We start from the raw sequence: 14,905 nt of genomic DNA, 5'->3' as shown, positions 1-14,905 counted from the left end.
TCAGCCGATGAACGAGACACGACCGTCCGAGGCTGATTCCAGAGCGCCCTACGACCCGATGCCCCACGGGCAGCCGGAGGTCGGACTGGGCCCTTGGCCAGGTGAATGGCCCGAGGGGGAGCACTGGGATCCTGAGCTGCTGGCCAACGGCGACCGGCGCAACGTGGTCGACCGCTACCGCTACTGGACGCTCGAGGCGATCGTCGCCGACCTCGACCAGCGCCGCCACGGCTTCCATGTCGCCATCGAGAACTGGCAGCACGACTTCAACATCGGCACCATCGTCCGCACCGCCAACGCCTTCCTGGCCGCCGAGGTGCACATCGTCGGCAACCGCCGCTGGAACCGTCGCGGCGCGATGGTCACCGACCGCTACCAGCACGTCCATCACCATGTGGACGTGCCCGCGCTCGCGGCGTACCTCCATGAACGAGACGTACGCCTCCTCGGCATCGACAACCTGCCCGGCTCGCTCCACCTGGAGACCATGGAGCTGCCGAAGTCGGTCTGCTTCCTGTTCGGACAGGAGGGACCCGGGCTCTCCGAGCAGGCCCGCGAGAGCGTCGACGGGACGTTCTCGATCGCCCAGTTCGGCTCGACACGGTCCATCAACGCCTCGGCCGCCGCGGCGATCGCGATGCACTCCTGGGTCGTCCAGCACGCTGATCTGGGTTCCGACGAGGCTTGGCGCGGTTGATCGGATCAGCTCAAAACGCATCGATCCCCGGGGCGCACCCCGGGGATCGAGCGTCGTGACCGATCAGCGGATCAGTTGGTGTTCCGCTCGTAGCAGACGACCCAGTGGTCGCCGGTCTGCCACTCGTACTTGCTCGGCTTGCCGTAAGCCCTGGTCCGGGCCGGGCAGTTGGCGCCGACGGCCCGCTCGAACGAGGCCGTGGTCGGGTAGGTCGTACCGGCCTTCTTGAAGGCGGAGATCGACTTGTAGGTGTGCGAGCTCAGGCAGGAGTACGGCCCGGCGTACGTCCCGCTCAGGCAGCCACGGGTCCGCTGGGTGAGCGATACGCCCTCGAGGAACTTCGCCCGGTTGGTCGGCAGGTTCTTGAGGGTGTCCTTGCCCGGCAGCACGACGTCGCAACGGAACCAGCGCTGGCCGGCCCTGAACTGCTCGGCGTTCGGCACGAAGATCGCGGTGGTGTACGCCGACTGGTTCCGCTTCGAGTAGGTGCTGCCCAGCTTGTCCCGGAGCGCGCGGATGCACGTCTTGGCCATGTGAGAGAAGTTGGCCTCGCGGCTGAGGGACGCCTCGGTGCGCGTCGTACCGGCGACGAGGGTGCCCAGCGCGATGGTCTTCGCGGTGTGGGCACTGCTGCACGAGACCTTCTTGCCGGTCTGGGACCAGGCGCCGTAGGCGGTCCAGCCGTAGTTGTAGCAGGTGCCGACCGTGGGCTTGGGCGGCACTGCCGCGTCGGCCTTGGTGGCGGTGAGTCCGATGAGGGAGAAGACACCGATGACGAGCCCGAGGATGAGGGCAGCCGTCATGGGCTTCTGCGCAGGCGCGAGCGCGCCGGCACGAAGACGAGACATGATCGTGCTTTCGAATGAGTGGGATGTGGCCGCTGAATCATCGCAGCGAGATGCGGGGTGGGGCATAGTCAATTCGGGTGGTTGTAAAGCGGTTACGCCCCGGTGTCCTCGGCGAAAACTGGATCCGCTAAAGTTAACTCCCGGGTCGCCCGGATGTGCCCCACTTTCGTGGGTGCGTGGCCTCGGGGCCGGGCGGCAGCGGGGGCTTTCAGTGCCTCTCGATCCGATAGCGGATCTGCACCTGCTCGCCGGTCTGCAGGACGTCGATGACGCTCATCCGCTTGCTGGTGATGCGGCGGGGGAGCAGTGGTGCTCCGGCACCGAGAGTGACCGGGCAGATCCCGGCGACGACCTCGTCGAGCAGACCGGCGTCGTCGAACTGGCCGACCAGGTCCCCGCCGCCCACGAGCCAGATCCCGCCGTCGACGGTGGCCGCGATCTCGTCGTAGACGGGCTTGACGTCGCCCTGCACGAAGCGCACCTGCGTACCCTGGACCTCCGGCAGGTCGGTCGCGTGCGTGAAGACCCACACCGGCCGCTCGTCGTAGTACTCCCGCCACTTCTCCGGCCCGGTCAGCATCTCCGGATCGTGGTCGATCATCCAGCGGTACGTCGTGCCGCCCATCACCAGCGCCGCAGACTCCGCCATCAGCCGCTCCCAGGACGTCTCGTCGTCGCCGTGCGGCGTCTCGAAGAGCCAGTCCAGCGAGCTGTTCTCGTCGGCGATGTAGCCGTCCAGCGACGTTGCGGTGAAGTAGGTGACCTTGGGCATGCCCCTGACGCTAGGCGCGTCAGGGGCATGGCCGCCCGACCGTTCTTGCTCTGTCTCCCGCTGGTCGGTCAGGTCCGGGAGGCGTCCCCCGACTCCAGGCCGGTACGCAGCGCGGTGAGCCCGCGCGAGGAGTGGCTCTTGACGGTGCCCTCGCTGATCCGCAGCTCGCGCGCGGTCTCGGCGACCGAGAGCTGCAGCCAGTGGCGCAGGACGACCACCTTGCGCTGCATCTCCGGGAGCGCCTGGAGTGCGTCGAACAGTTCGGACCGCTCCTCGACCTGCTCCGCCGGGCCGGGCCGTTCCGGCAGCTCACCCGAGCGCTCCCGCTTCCACCACGGTCTCCTGGTCTGGTCGATGTGGGCGCGGACCAGGATCGTCCGGACGTACGCCTCCTCCGACCCCGGCTCCACCCGGCGCCAGGCGGCGTAGAGCTTCAGCAGCGCCGTCTGCACCAGGTCGTCCGCCCGGTGCCAGTCGCCGCACAGCGCGTACGCCACCCGCACCAGGTGCGACCGCCGAGCCGCGACGAACGCGGTGAAGGCCTCGTCGTGCGCGCTCATCGCCACATCTCCGCTCCGGTCGGAGTGCGATCCTTGACCAACCCGGCGAACTCGTCGAGCGTGAGCGGCCTACGATCCGCGGCTCGCGGAGCCGGGAGAAAGCTGTAGGAGAATGCCTGGGTGGTTCCGCCCTTCTCGCGGACCAGGACGTACTGCTCGTCGTCGCCGACGGTGATCCGAGCGGCCGCGGTCCGCGACGTCCCGTCCGAGAAGGACTCCGAGATGTCCGGACCCGCGGCCTGTTCGACGATCGTCACCCCGCTCTTGGCCGGGATCACCTCAGAGTCGGATCCGAACTCGACCACCTCGGTCTGGGACGCTTCGAAGCCGGTGCCTCCGGGGCGGTAGTCCCGGCGGTCAGCCTCCTCGGCCTCGGTCAGCCACTCCTCGATGGTCTGACCGGGGATGGCGTAGGTCTCGGTGTCCCCGTACGACTCGCCGTCCTCACTGAGGGTTCCGCGGAGGAGGATCCACCGCTCGAGGCCGTCACGCTCGACGACAGCCCCGATCGAGTCCCAGGGCGCCGCGTAACCCATCGGGTTGGGGATCTCGCGGACGACCCTCCAGCCGTCATCGCCGAGGCTGAGCTTGCCGTCGGTGCTCCACTCGGCCTCCAGCGGGTAGAGCGAGATGTCCTCGGCCCAGGTCTGGAAGTCCTTCGTCAACGTGCGGGAAGCATCGGTGAAGGAGATCTCGCTCGGGCTCTCGAAGTAGGCATAGATGGTTTTCTCGCCGTTGGTCGCCGCAACCGCCAGCGAGTTTCCGGACGTGAACGGACCGACCCGGTCGACCTCGGTCCAGCCCTTCTGGAGCGTTGTCTCCCCGGTCCCGAAGTCGTACGCGACCGGAGCGAGATCGCTCAACGGGATGTCCGCCTCGGGCGGCCAGTCCTCGGCCGTCGACTGTGTCGCGATCGGCGGGTTCGGCGTGGCGGTGTCGCGAGAAGGTATGACGACCGTGCCGATCCCGACCACCGCGGCCACCGCGGCGGCGGTGCCGGCGACCACGGCGAGCCGCCGGCGGCGTACGAGCTTCTTCCCGTCGGCCAGCAGCGCGGCCGGGTCGGGGTGCGTGGGCGGGGGTTGGGGGATCGCCCGTTCCAGGGTTTCCTGCCAGTCCATGTTGCCTCCAAGATCAGTCTCACCTGTGGATACGGATCTCGCGGCAGATCGGTTGTCCTGCTTGATCGATCCAACTCCGAGCGTTGGCAACGGGTGGTCAGGGGCGCATTACGCTGGCCACCAGCGCACCGGTCGACAACGGATCTCAAGGAGAACCTCCAGATGCCCATCGCCACCCCCGAGAAGTACGCCGAGATGCTCGCGACCGCGAAGGAGAAGGGTTTCGCCTTCCCCGCGATCAACGTCTCCTCGTCGCAGACGCTCAACGCGGCACTGGCCGGCTTCGCGGAGGCCGGCTCGGACGGCATCATCCAGATCTCCACGGGCGGCGCGGAATACCTCTCCGGCCCCACGGTCAAGAACATGGTGACCGGCTCGGTGGCCTTCGCCGCGTACGCGACCGAGGTCGCCAAGTCCTACGACGTCAACATCGCGCTCCACACCGACCACTGCCCCAAGGACAAGCTCGACGGCTTCGTACGTCCCCTCCTCGAGCTCTCCGCAGAGCGCGTCCAGCGCGGTGAGGCGCCGCTGTTCCAGAGCCACATGTGGGACGGCTCCGCGGTGCCGCTGGCCGAGAACCTGCAGATCGCCGAGGAGCTGCTGGCAAAGGCCAAGGCCGCCCACATCGTGCTCGAGATCGAGGTCGGCGTGGTCGGTGGCGAGGAGGACGGCATCGTCGGAGCGATCGACGACAAGCTCTACTCGACCCCCGAGGACGCCATCGCGACCGCCGACGCGCTGGGCGTCGAGGGCTACCTGACCGCGCTCACCTTCGGCAACGTGCACGGTGTCTACAAGCCGGGCAACGTCAAGCTCCGTCCCGCGATCCTGCGCGACGCCCAGGACGCTGTCGTCGCCAAGCTCGGCCTGCCCTCCGGTTCGAAGCCGTTCGACCTCGTCTTCCACGGCGGCTCCGGCTCGAGCGCCGAGGAGATCGCCGAGGCGGTCTCCTACGGCGTGGTCAAGATGAACATCGACACCGACACCCAGTACGCCTACACCCGCGCGGTCGCCGGCCACATGCTCGCCAACTACGACGGCGTTCTGAAGGTCGACGGCGAGGTCGGAAACAAGAAGGCGTACGATCCTCGCGCGTGGGGCAAGCTCGCTGAGGCCGGTATGGCCGCTCGGGTCGTCGAGGGTGCCCAGCATCTCGGTTCTGCGGGCAATTCCATCGGCTGAGCGACACGCCGGGGATGGGCCAATGGTCCCGGTTCGGAAAACGTTGTGGCACACGGCATAGCAAACTCGGGCTTATGTCGTTGTGCCGGTCATTGGTAAAGCGATTCAATGCCCTAGCTGGACGGCGACCCTCGGGTAACAAGGTCGAACCGTCCCTTCGGCGTTGATCTTGGGAGGGACATCCTCGGTATGGAAACCACTGCGCGAAACCGCACAATCGGCGGGATCGTCATAGGCGCGATCATTCTGATCCTGCTTCTCGTCTTGTTCTCTTGCACCGTAAACAGCGACCCGGAGAGCTCGCCGACGAAGGATCCGACAACGGGGGAGTCCTCGCTCCCCAGCGATCCTGACACTCTCGAGCCCGACGACAAGCCGTCGGAGAAGGACTCCGACGAGCCGGAGGTCGTCGATGACGACATCGTCCCGGCTGCGAACACCGGTGTGACCTTCATCCCCGCGGGCAACGTCCCGTCGGGCAGCACGCCCACCTGTGAGCTCGACCCGAGCGCCTGTGAGGACACTCGTCCGCCGGGCGCCGGTGTGGACATCTGCGAGATCCGCCCTGACCTGACCCAGTGCCAGGAGCCGACCCCGCCGACCACCCCGCCGACCACTCCGCCGACGACCCCGCCGACAGAGGAGCCCACCGAGTGTGAGCTGTTCCCGTGGCTGCCACAGTGTGACGACGGCGAGGAGCCGGGCGAGGAAGACGAAACCGCTCCCGACCCGGTGACGGTCGCCAACTGCAAGGTCTTGAGCAACACCGCCGTGACCATCGACTGGTCGGCGGCGCAGGACAAGAGCGGGATCTCCCACTACACGGTGACGTCGCGGCCCAACGCCGGCGACCCGGGTGACACCGACCGGACCTCGGCGACCTTCAACGACCTTCGGGCCGGGGAGACCTACACGTTCTGGGTCACCGCGACCGACAAGGCGGGCAACGAGTCCGAGGACAGCAACGAGGTCGACTGCGTCATGGACGTGACGGCGCCCGAGGTGCCTGCGGACCTGACCGTTGAAGAGGGCGACCCGAGCGACAGCACGCTCAACGTGAGCTGGTCCGACTCCGAGGACAACGAGAACGGCGTCGGCGACGTCTCCTACAACCTCTACCGCGACGGCGAGCTCATCGCGGCCGGCAACAACACCTCCTTCGAGGACACCGGCCTGAAGGCTGGCACGGAGTACACCTACTCCGTGCAGGCTGTGGACGGTGCCGGCAACGAGTCCGCGCGATCCGCCGGGGTCTCGGGCACGACCACGAAGATCGCGCCGACGGTCCCGACCGGTCTCGACGCGAGCAACGAGGGTCCGCTCGGTTTCGACCTCAAGTGGAACCCGTCGCAGGATGAGGACGGCGTCACGCCGGCCGCGGAGATCGACTACCGGATCAGCGTCAACGGCGGACTGTGCTTCGGTGGCACGGTCACCGGTGAGACCACCTTCCGGGCGACCTGCGTCCTGTTGTGGGACACGGCCGAGGTCACGGTGACGGCGATCGACGGTGACGGCAATGAGTCGGCCCCCAGCCGTAAGCTCACGGTGAACTCCGACGGCAGCGAGGCGAGGGAGCTCAAGGGCAACAGCGCGCTCCGCTCGAACACCCCGGGCGCGGACAAGTCCGACGCCCCGGGCGAGAGCCCGGTTCCGTCCGGCGCTCCGGACGTGGAGGCTCCGGGCGAGGACGCTCCTGCCGAGGAGCAGCCGGCCGAGGAGGACTCGCCGCTGCTGCCGGGTCTGGATGACATCCTCCCGGGCGGCGAGGACACCGCTGAGGCTCCTGCTGAGGAGCCGGCCGAGCCGGAGGCGACGCCGAGCGAGTCGGAGTCCCCGGCCGCGCGGCCGACGACCGAGGAGCCAGCTGAGGAGGCGACCGAGGAAGCTCCCGCCGAGGAGGACGAGGGTGGCCTGCTGGACAACATCGGTGACGCGCTGACCAGCGCCGTGGCCGCGGTGTTCTAGCCGACACACGCCGAGAAACAGGGCGGGGAGAGCCGAGAGGCTCTCCCCGCCCTGTTCGTATGCGTAGACAGTCGCGAGCCCGCTTGATGCTCACCCGAGGTAACTCGGTCTGCATTCATCCGCACAGACGCCCGAAAACCAAGGAGTCGGATGCCCAGCGCCCCCCACAAGCCCTGGACATCCGACGATCTTGGGTGACCGACACCAGTGTGCGTCAGTCATGCGCTCAGGTTAGGCATAGAAACGCCCATGGATCCAGATGGTTAAGACGAAATTCATGAAGTTCCTGTGCGCATTCGAACAGATTCGAACAGATCTGGGGGCCGAATCATCTAGATCCATACATTACGATTTCGGTGTGCGTGTGATGACCTCCCGAGCTCGCGCGGCCATCTTCGCCCCGATCGGCGACGAGGGCCGGGCTGCGCGCGTCGAGAACCGGCTCGCGGAGGCGATCCGCTCCGGCGTGCTCGCACACGGCGAGCGGCTCCCGAGCGAGCCCGAGCTCGCCCAGATGCTCGGTGTCGCGACGGTCACCGCACGCGAGGCACTGGTCGCACTGCGCGCCAAGGGCCTGGTGGTGACGACCCGGGGGCGGGGCGGTGGCTCGTTCGTACGTGCCCCCGAGAGCGGCGACCTCGTCGAGGACCGGCTCGCGTCGATGTCGCGGGTCGAGCTGCGCGACCGGGCCACGGTCTACCTGGTGGTGCTCACCGGTTGTGCGGAGATCGCGGCGGAGCGTACGGACCCTGACGAGGTCGAGGACCTGCGCGACCTGCTGATCCCGCTCAACGTCAGCGACGTGGCCCGCTGGCGCAGCGCCGACAGCGAGCTCTACCTGTCGGTGGCCGCGTTGACCCAGTCGGCCCGGATGACTCGCGAGGTGGTGCGCCAGGAGGCCGACTTCGGCGCGCTGCTCCGGATCCCGCTCAACGAGCCGGGCTTCCGGGAGGCCACGGCGACCCGCCACCAGGAGCTTGTCGAAGCCCTCGCAGCAGGAGATGCTGTCCGCGCACGGGAGAGCGTACGCGAGCACGTCGCCCACTCCCTTGAACGCTTGGCCGAGATCCATGAGGCGGTGCGACGATGACGAAGACGATGACTCCCATCGACTGTGTGGCTCAGGTCGAGCAGCATTTCGGGCCGATCGTGACCGAGCTCGAGCGCGTACGCGACGAGGTGGCCGCCCTCTTCGAGGTCGGCCCGGTCACCACTGCATCCCTGCGGGAGCGGCTCGAGCCCGGCTCGTTGGAGTTCCTGCGCAACCCCAACCTCATCGGGGGCGGCTTCGTCGTGGCCCCGGGCGTGCTCAGCGACCGCCGGCTCTATCTCGTCTGGTGGCAGGGCGAGGAGCGTGACTTCCTCGGTGAGGCCGATGCGCCGGGCACCGGAGAGGCGATCGACTACACCCGCCAGCCCTGGTACCGCACCCCGGAGCGCACGGGGGAGCTGACCCTCGTCGGGCCGTACGTCGACTTCGTCTGCACCGACGAGTACGTCATGACCACGACGATGCCGGTCTACGCCGGGGGCCGCATGGTCGGCGTCGCCGGGGCCGACACCTTGGTCGAGACGCTCGAGACGATGCTGCTGCCCGGGCTGCGCGAGGCCGGCGCGACGCTGGTCAACGGTCACGGCAAGGCGATCGTCTCCGCCGACCCGCAGCTGGCCACCGGCGCCCCGCTCACCACCGCCCGGGACATGATCCCGTGCCGCGGGCTGCCGCTCTCCGTCGCTCTAGGCTGACGGCTTCGCCATGTGACGCGGCGTGGTGAAGAAGAGCACCGCCACGAAGCCGACCGCCAGCGCGACCGCCGGCAGCAGCATCACCTCTGACATCGCCTCGGCGAACTCCGTGGCCACTGCGGGCGGAACCGAAGAGCCTGCCGCGGTCTCGTGGCCGCCCGCCAGCGATCCGCCGAGGCCGTGGGCGTTGAGGCGGAGGTCGATGAGCACGGCGACCGCGGCGGAGCCGATCACCGACCCGACCAGCCGGGTGGCGTTGTAGACCCCGGCGCCCGCGCCGGCCAGCCGCATCGGCACGTTGCGGGTGGCGGTCGCCGCGAGGGGTGCCCACACGGCGGCCGAGCCGAGGCCGAAGACGGCCATCGGCACCAGCAGCTGCCACAGCTGGGAGTCGACGGTCATCGGCACCGCGAGCCAGAAGAGCGAGACGGAACAGAGGAAGAAGGCCACGCCGGTCAGCAGCCGCGGATGCATCCGGTCGCTCAGTCGGCCGACCAGCGGCGCGGCGACGAGGGAGACCAGCGCCATCGGGACCATCAGCAACGAAGCCTCGAGCGCGGTGTAGCCGCGGACGAGCTGGGCGTAGAGCATCAGCGGGAAGCCCTGCGCGACGGCCGCGAAGCCCATGCAGGAGATCGCCAGGCTGGACACGGAGAAGTTGCGGTCCGTGAAGATGGACAGCGGCACCAACGGCTCCTTGCGGTTGCGCGCCTGCCACCAGACGAAGAGCGCCATGATAGCGACGCCGCCGGCGACGAGCGCCCAGGTGACGGCGTCCCAGCCGCGCTGCTCGCCGTTCTGCAGGCCGAAGACCACGCAGAACATGCCGACGCCGCTGAGCGCCACGCCGAGCCAGTCGAAGACGTGCGAGTGGGTTTCCAGCGCGGGAACCATCAGCCAGTTGAGGACGATCGCGATGATGCCGATCGGCACGTTGACGAAGAAGATCCACTCCCAGCCGCCGACCGCGACCAGCGCCCCGCCCGCGAGCGGGCCGACGAGCGTCGCGATGCCCGCCGTCGCGCCCCACAGCGCCATCGCCGAGCCACGCCGCTCCGCAGGGAAGATCCGGGTGATGGTCGCCATCGTCTGCGGCGTCATCATCGCCGCGCCGAGACCCTGCACCGCCCGGGCGGCCACCAGCGACTCGATGCTTCCGGCGAGCCCGCACCACAGCGACGAGGCCGTGAAGACGGCCAGGCCGGCGATGTAGACCCACTTGGGCCCGAAGCGGTCACCGAGCCTGCCCATGATCAGGACCGGCACGGCGTAGGCGAGCAGATAGGCGCTGGTCACCCACAGCACCGCGTTGGCGCTCGCGTCGAGCTCGGCCATGATGTCCGGCGTCGCGACGGTCACGATCGTCATGTCGACCAACAGCATGAAGAAGCCGATGCACAGCGCGAACAGCGCCCGCCACGGGTGCTCGGTCGTCTGCGCTACGGGCGTCTGCGTCACGGGCTGGGTCATGGCCACAGTCAACACCCGCGCGCCGACATCTCCCTGATCGGTCTGCCCCGGGATAGACGCTCGGTGGCTGCGGGCACAATGGTGCGTATGACCCACCAGGACCTGATGGCCGGACCGCCGCCGACCCACCTCCCCGCCGACCCCGCGACCGACGAGCTGGCCGCCGGCACCGACCCCGCCGAGGTCGTCCGCCGCCACCCGGCCTCGCCCTCTGCCTGGGCCGCGCTCGCCACGGCCGCCAAGGAGGCCGGCGCCGAGGACGTGACCATCTACGCCTACGCCCGCGTCGGCTACCACCGCTCGCTCGACATGCTGCGCCGCAACGGCTGGAAGGGCCACGGCCCGGTGCCGTGGGAGCACGAGCCCAACCGCGGCTTCCTGACCAGCCTCGCCCTGCTCGCCGAGCAGGCCAAGGCGATCGGCGAGACCGAGGAGTGGGAGCGCTGCAGCGAGTTCCTGCGCGACAGCAGCCCGACGGCGTACGACACGCTTCTGGGGTGAACTACCGAATCGCGTAGGACCAGCGATTTCGCCTAGCCTTGCCCTGTGACTGAGCAGACCACCAACGCGCCCGAGCCTGACCTGAACGAGCAGATGATCGTTCGGCGCGAGAAGCGTGAGCGCCTGCTGGCCGAGGGCAAGAAGGCGTACGCCATCGGGGTCGGCCGCACCCACACGCTCGCCGAGGTGCGCGAGGCCTACGAGGACAAGCTCGAGGCGGGTGACGAGACCCAGGACGTGGTCACCGTCGCCGGTCGGGTCATGTTCGTCCGCAACACCGGCAAGCTCGCGTTCGCGACGCTGCAGGAGGGCATCGGCACCCGCCTCCAGGTGATGCTCTCGCTCGCCGAGGTGGGGGAGGAGTCGCTCGCGGAGTGGAAGAGCCTGGTCGACCTCGGTGATCACGTCGCCGTCACCGGCCGGGTGATCTCCTCGCGGCGCGGCGAGCTCTCCATCATGGCCTCGAGCTGGGAGATGGCGTCCAAGGCGCTGCGGCCGCTGCCGGTGCTCCACAAGGACCTCTCCGAGGAGGCCCGGGTCCGGCAGCGCTACGCCGACCTGATCGTGCGCCAGGAGGCGCGCGACATGGTGCGTACGCGCGCGAAGATCACCCAGGCGATCCGCCGCCGTCTCGAGGACGACGGCTACCTCGAGGTCGAGACGCCGGTCCTGCAGCTCATCCACGGTGGTGCGCACGCGCGGCCCTTCAAGACCCACATGAACGCGTTCGACCAGCCGATGACGCTGCGCATCGCGCTCGAGCTCAACCTCAAGAAGGCGATCGTCGGCGGGATCGACAAGGTCTACGAGATCGGCCGGATCTTCCGCAACGAGGGCGTCGACTCCACGCACAGCCCCGAGTTCACGATGATCGAGGCCTACCAGGCCTACGGCGACCAGTTCACGATCGCCGAGGAGATGCGGCAGATGTACCTCGCCGCCGCCGACGCGGTCGGCTCGCGCCAGGTGGAGACGGACGCCGGCGTCATCGACCTCGACGGTGAGTGGAAGTGGCTGCCGGTCTACGAGGGCGTCTCCGAGGCGGTCGGTGTCGAGGTCACCCCCGACACCGATATCGAGACGCTGAAGGCGCTCGCCGACAAGCACGACGTCGAGCTCGACCCGGCCTGGGATGCGGCCAAGATCGTCATGGAGCTGTGCGGCGAGCTCGTGGAGCCCCACCTGATCCAGCCGACCTTCCTGTGCGACTTCCCTGCGATCGCCCAGCCGCTGGCTCGGATCAACGACGAGGAGCCGGGCAAGGTGCTCGCCTGGGACCTGATCATCGGCGGTGTCGAGCGCGGCACCGGGTTCACCGAGCTGATCGACCCGGTCGTGCAGCGCGAGGTGCTCACCGCCCAGTCCGTCCTCGCCGCCGGCGGCGACGTCGAGGCGATGCAGCTCGACGAGGACTTCCTGCGGGCGCTGGAGTACGGCGCCCCGCCGATGGGTGGCCTCGGCCTCGGCCTGGACCGGGCGATCATGCTCTTCACCGGCGCCGGGATCCGCGAAACGATCCTCTTCCCGCTGCTCAAGCCGGAGGCCTGACAACTACCTGGCATTAGAGTGCCAGGTATGGAGAACGGCCAGTCGGAGACGTTGATGACCGCGCTCGGGTTCGACCCGGGCGCGGCACAGCTCTACAGCCGCCTCCTTCCGCTCACCGGGTGGCCGTGCATGGTGGTGGCGGCGACGCTGTCCACCTCCGAGGGCGAGCTGAAGGAGGAGGCCGAGCCACTGATCGAGAGCGGAGTCATCAGCTGCGGTGAGACGTTGACCGTGCTCAGCCCGACAGCGGTGGTCGCCCACATGTTGGAGCGGGCCGCGACCAGGGCTCAGGACGCCCACGACCATCTGCTGAAGATCTCCCAGTCGGTCCCGTACGTCGCAGGCACCGCCGCGCGCCTCCCGGCCCAGATCGGCGAGGAGCACCCGATCGAGGGCGAGGTGATCGCGACCGAGTTCACGCCGGAGACCTTCGAGCGGCTGGTCTCGGCCACCTCCGGCGACATGATGTGGCTGCGCCCGGCGGTGACCGTCCACCCCTCGGAGATGCGGTTCATCTCGGTCATCGAGTCCACGATCAAGTCGGGCCGCCGGTGCCGTGGCATCTATCCGGTGGCGGCTCTGAAGCAGGCACCCGACGTGCTGCGGATGCGGGTCGAGATCGGTGAGGAGATCCGGATCCTGCCGCGCGTCGGCACCCACCTGATGGTGGTCGGCAGCACGCACGCGATGTTCCCGGACCCGCTCGGCCCGGTGGAGCAGCCGATGATCAACGTACGCCAGCGGGGCATCGTCGAGGTGGTCACCAGCTACTTCGAGGAGCTGTGGCGCCGCGCCCTCCCGGCGGCCGAGCTCGAGGACCTGCCGAGCGCCGAGCGCCGCCTGCTGCTCGCCGAGCTGGCCAGCGGTGCCCAGGACGAGCAGATCGCCCGGAGGCTGGGGGTCTCGCTGCGTACGGTCCGGCGACGGGTCGCCGAACTGCTCGAGGAGCTCGGGGCGACCTCACGGTTCGAGGCGGGTGTGGAGGCCGCCCGGCGAGCCTGGCTGTGACGTACGCGCCTGAATTTGCTAGCGTGTGGTCGCAAGAGCCCTGGTCTTGCCAGGGTTTTTTGCGTTCTAGATGGGTCCAGCGTAGGTGGATCCAGAACACACTAGATATTGGTGCGTTGAGCAGCCGCCGCACGGCGGAGGGACTCCGTCCGGAGCGAAGGAGCGACACACATGCCCGCGATCACGATCATCGGTGCCCAATGGGGCGACGAAGGCAAGGGCAAGGCGACCGACCTGCTCGGTGAGCACGTCGACTACGTCGTCAAGTTCAACGGCGGCAACAACGCCGGCCACACGGTGGTGATTCGCCAAGAAGACGGGCAGAGCGAGAAGTACGCCCTCCACCTCCTGCCCAGCGGCATCCTGACTGCCGGCGTGACGCCGGTGATCGGCAACGGCGTGGTCGTCGACCTCGCGGTTCTCTTCGAGGAGCTGACCGGTCTGGAAGCGCGCGGCGTCGACATCTCCAAGCTGAAGCTGTCGGCCAGCGCTCACGTCATCGCCGACTACAACCGCCAGCTCGACAAGGTCACCGAGCGCTTCCTGGGCTCGCGCAAGATCGGCACCACCGGCCGCGGGATCGGCCCGACCTACGCCGACAAGGTCAACCGCATCGGCATCCGCGTCCAGGACCTCTTCGACGAGTCGATCCTGCGGGGCAAGGTCGAGGGCGCCCTGGAGCTGAAGAACCAGCTGCTCTCCAAGGTCTACAACCGTCGTGGCTTCACCGTCGACGCGGTCGTCGAGGATCTGCTGTCCTACGCGGACCGGATCGCGCCGATGGTCTGCGACACCGGCCTGCTGCTCAACCAGGCGCTCGACCGGGGCGAGACCGTGCTGCTCGAGGGCGGCCAGGCGACCCTGCTCGACGTCGACCACGGCACCTACCCGTTCGTGACCTCGTCCAACGCCACCTCGGGCGGCGCATGCACCGGCTCCGGGATCCCGCCGACCCGGATCGACCGCGTCGTCGCGATCGTGAAGGCCTACACCACCCGCGTGGGCGAGGGGCCGTTCCCGACCGAGCTCTTCGACGCGTCCGGCGACTACCTGCGCGACAACGGCCACGAGTTCGGCACCACCACCGGACGCCCGCGTCGCTGTGGTTGGTACGACGCGGTCATCGCCCGCTACGCCGCCCGCGTCAACGGCGTCACCGACTTCGTCCTCACCAAGCTCGACGTGCTCGACGGGCTCGAGGAGATCCCGGTGTGCGTGGCGTACGACGTCGACGGTGTCCGCCACGACGAGATGCCGGTCAACCAGTCCGACTTCCACCACGCCAAGCCCATCTTCGAGATGCTGCCGGGCTGGAAGGAAGACATCTCGGGCGCGCGGTCGTTCGACGACCTCCCGGCCAACGCTCAGGCGTACGTGAAGTACGTCGAGGAGATCTCCGGCGCCCCGATGTCGGTCATCGGCGTCGGCCCGGCCCGCGACGAGACCGTCATCATCAACTCGCTGACCTGACGTGGTGGGCT

The 14,905-nt window shown here is 68.6% G+C and carries 14 protein-coding genes; 9 read left to right on the top strand and 5 right to left on the bottom strand.

The genetic code is table 11. From position 1 onward, the window contains the following. Window positions 1-7 precede the first annotated feature (7 nt). Complete coding sequence (locus ACFX43_RS17210) at window positions 8-697, top strand: TrmH family RNA methyltransferase (protein ID WP_378830321.1); 690 nt, start codon at window positions 8-10, stop codon at window positions 695-697. A gap of 71 nt (window positions 698-768) precedes the next feature. Here the strand turns inward: ACFX43_RS17210 and ACFX43_RS17205 are convergent, their stop codons facing one another. From ACFX43_RS17205 to ACFX43_RS17190, 4 genes are all read right to left on the bottom strand, one after another. Continuing rightward, window positions 769-1,545, bottom strand: coding sequence for a septum formation family protein (locus ACFX43_RS17205; RefSeq protein WP_378830318.1), 777 nt, complete (start codon window positions 1,543-1,545; stop codon window positions 769-771). A 208-nt stretch (window positions 1,546-1,753) separates the two neighbouring features. Next, window positions 1,754-2,317: a dihydrofolate reductase family protein gene (locus ACFX43_RS17200; protein ID WP_378830314.1), complete on the bottom strand. Its 564-nt coding sequence runs from the start codon at window positions 2,315-2,317 to the stop codon at window positions 1,754-1,756. A 68-nt stretch (window positions 2,318-2,385) separates the two neighbouring features. Beyond that, the gene (locus tag ACFX43_RS17195) at window positions 2,386-2,877 is read right to left on the bottom strand and encodes a SigE family RNA polymerase sigma factor (RefSeq protein ID WP_378830311.1); all 492 of its coding nucleotides are present in this window, start codon (window positions 2,875-2,877) and stop codon (window positions 2,386-2,388) included. After that, a complete protein-coding gene (locus ACFX43_RS17190; protein ID WP_378830308.1) occupies window positions 2,874-3,998 on the bottom strand; it encodes a hypothetical protein in 1,125 nt (374 codons plus the stop codon). Before ACFX43_RS17190 ends, ACFX43_RS17195 begins: the two co-directional genes overlap by 4 nt. On the opposite strand from ACFX43_RS17190, the gene fbaA reads away from it, so the two are divergent. From fbaA to ACFX43_RS17170, 4 genes are all read left to right on the top strand, one after another. After that, on the top strand, window positions 3,945-5,183 hold the full coding sequence (gene fbaA, locus ACFX43_RS17185; protein ID WP_378830306.1) for a class II fructose-bisphosphate aldolase: 1,239 nt from the start codon (window positions 3,945-3,947) through the stop codon (window positions 5,181-5,183). The two genes, ACFX43_RS17190 and fbaA, sit on opposite strands and share 54 nt — an antisense overlap. 264 nt (window positions 5,184-5,447) lie before the next feature. After that, entirely contained in the window at window positions 5,448-7,151 is a 1,704-nt protein-coding gene (locus ACFX43_RS17180; protein WP_378830303.1) for a fibronectin type III domain-containing protein, read from the top strand. Between the two features lie 367 nt (window positions 7,152-7,518). Then, on the top strand, window positions 7,519-8,241 hold the full coding sequence (locus tag ACFX43_RS17175; protein WP_350661264.1) for a GntR family transcriptional regulator: 723 nt from the start codon (window positions 7,519-7,521) through the stop codon (window positions 8,239-8,241). Continuing rightward, window positions 8,238-8,897: a cache domain-containing protein gene (locus tag ACFX43_RS17170; RefSeq protein WP_378830300.1), complete on the top strand. Its 660-nt coding sequence runs from the start codon at window positions 8,238-8,240 to the stop codon at window positions 8,895-8,897. Before ACFX43_RS17175 ends, ACFX43_RS17170 begins: the two co-directional genes overlap by 4 nt. Here ACFX43_RS17170 and ACFX43_RS17165 read toward each other — a convergent pair. After that, the gene (locus ACFX43_RS17165; RefSeq protein ID WP_378830297.1) at window positions 8,889-10,367 is read right to left on the bottom strand and encodes a DHA2 family efflux MFS transporter permease subunit; all 1,479 of its coding nucleotides are present in this window, start codon (window positions 10,365-10,367) and stop codon (window positions 8,889-8,891) included. The two genes, ACFX43_RS17170 and ACFX43_RS17165, sit on opposite strands and share 9 nt — an antisense overlap. Window positions 10,368-10,454: 87 nt before the next feature. On the opposite strand from ACFX43_RS17165, the gene ACFX43_RS17160 reads away from it, so the two are divergent. From ACFX43_RS17160 to ACFX43_RS17145, 4 genes are all read left to right on the top strand, one after another. Continuing rightward, entirely contained in the window at window positions 10,455-10,868 is a 414-nt protein-coding gene (locus ACFX43_RS17160) for a DUF3151 domain-containing protein (RefSeq protein ID WP_350844192.1), read from the top strand. A 45-nt stretch (window positions 10,869-10,913) separates the two neighbouring features. Continuing rightward, window positions 10,914-12,416, top strand: a complete 1,503-nt coding sequence (gene lysS / locus ACFX43_RS17155) for a lysine--tRNA ligase (protein WP_378830289.1) — start codon at window positions 10,914-10,916, stop codon at window positions 12,414-12,416. 27 nt (window positions 12,417-12,443) lie between these two features. Further along, window positions 12,444-13,424 carry a helix-turn-helix domain-containing protein gene (locus ACFX43_RS17150; RefSeq protein ID WP_378830285.1) on the top strand — a complete coding sequence of 327 codons (981 nt, stop codon included), beginning with the start codon at window positions 12,444-12,446 and terminating at the stop codon, window positions 13,422-13,424. 171 nt (window positions 13,425-13,595) lie between these two features. Continuing rightward, window positions 13,596-14,894, top strand: coding sequence for an adenylosuccinate synthase (locus ACFX43_RS17145; RefSeq protein ID WP_378830282.1), 1,299 nt, complete (start codon window positions 13,596-13,598; stop codon window positions 14,892-14,894). Window positions 14,895-14,905: the final 11 nt, after the last annotated feature.

The sequence above is a fragment of the Nocardioides sp. YIM B13467 genome, from assembly GCF_042788075.1.
Taxonomy (GTDB): Bacteria; Actinomycetota; Actinomycetes; order Propionibacteriales; family Nocardioidaceae; genus Nocardioides.
Note: the sequence above shows the minus strand (reverse complement) of the source record. Positions and strands in the feature narration are given on the sequence as shown.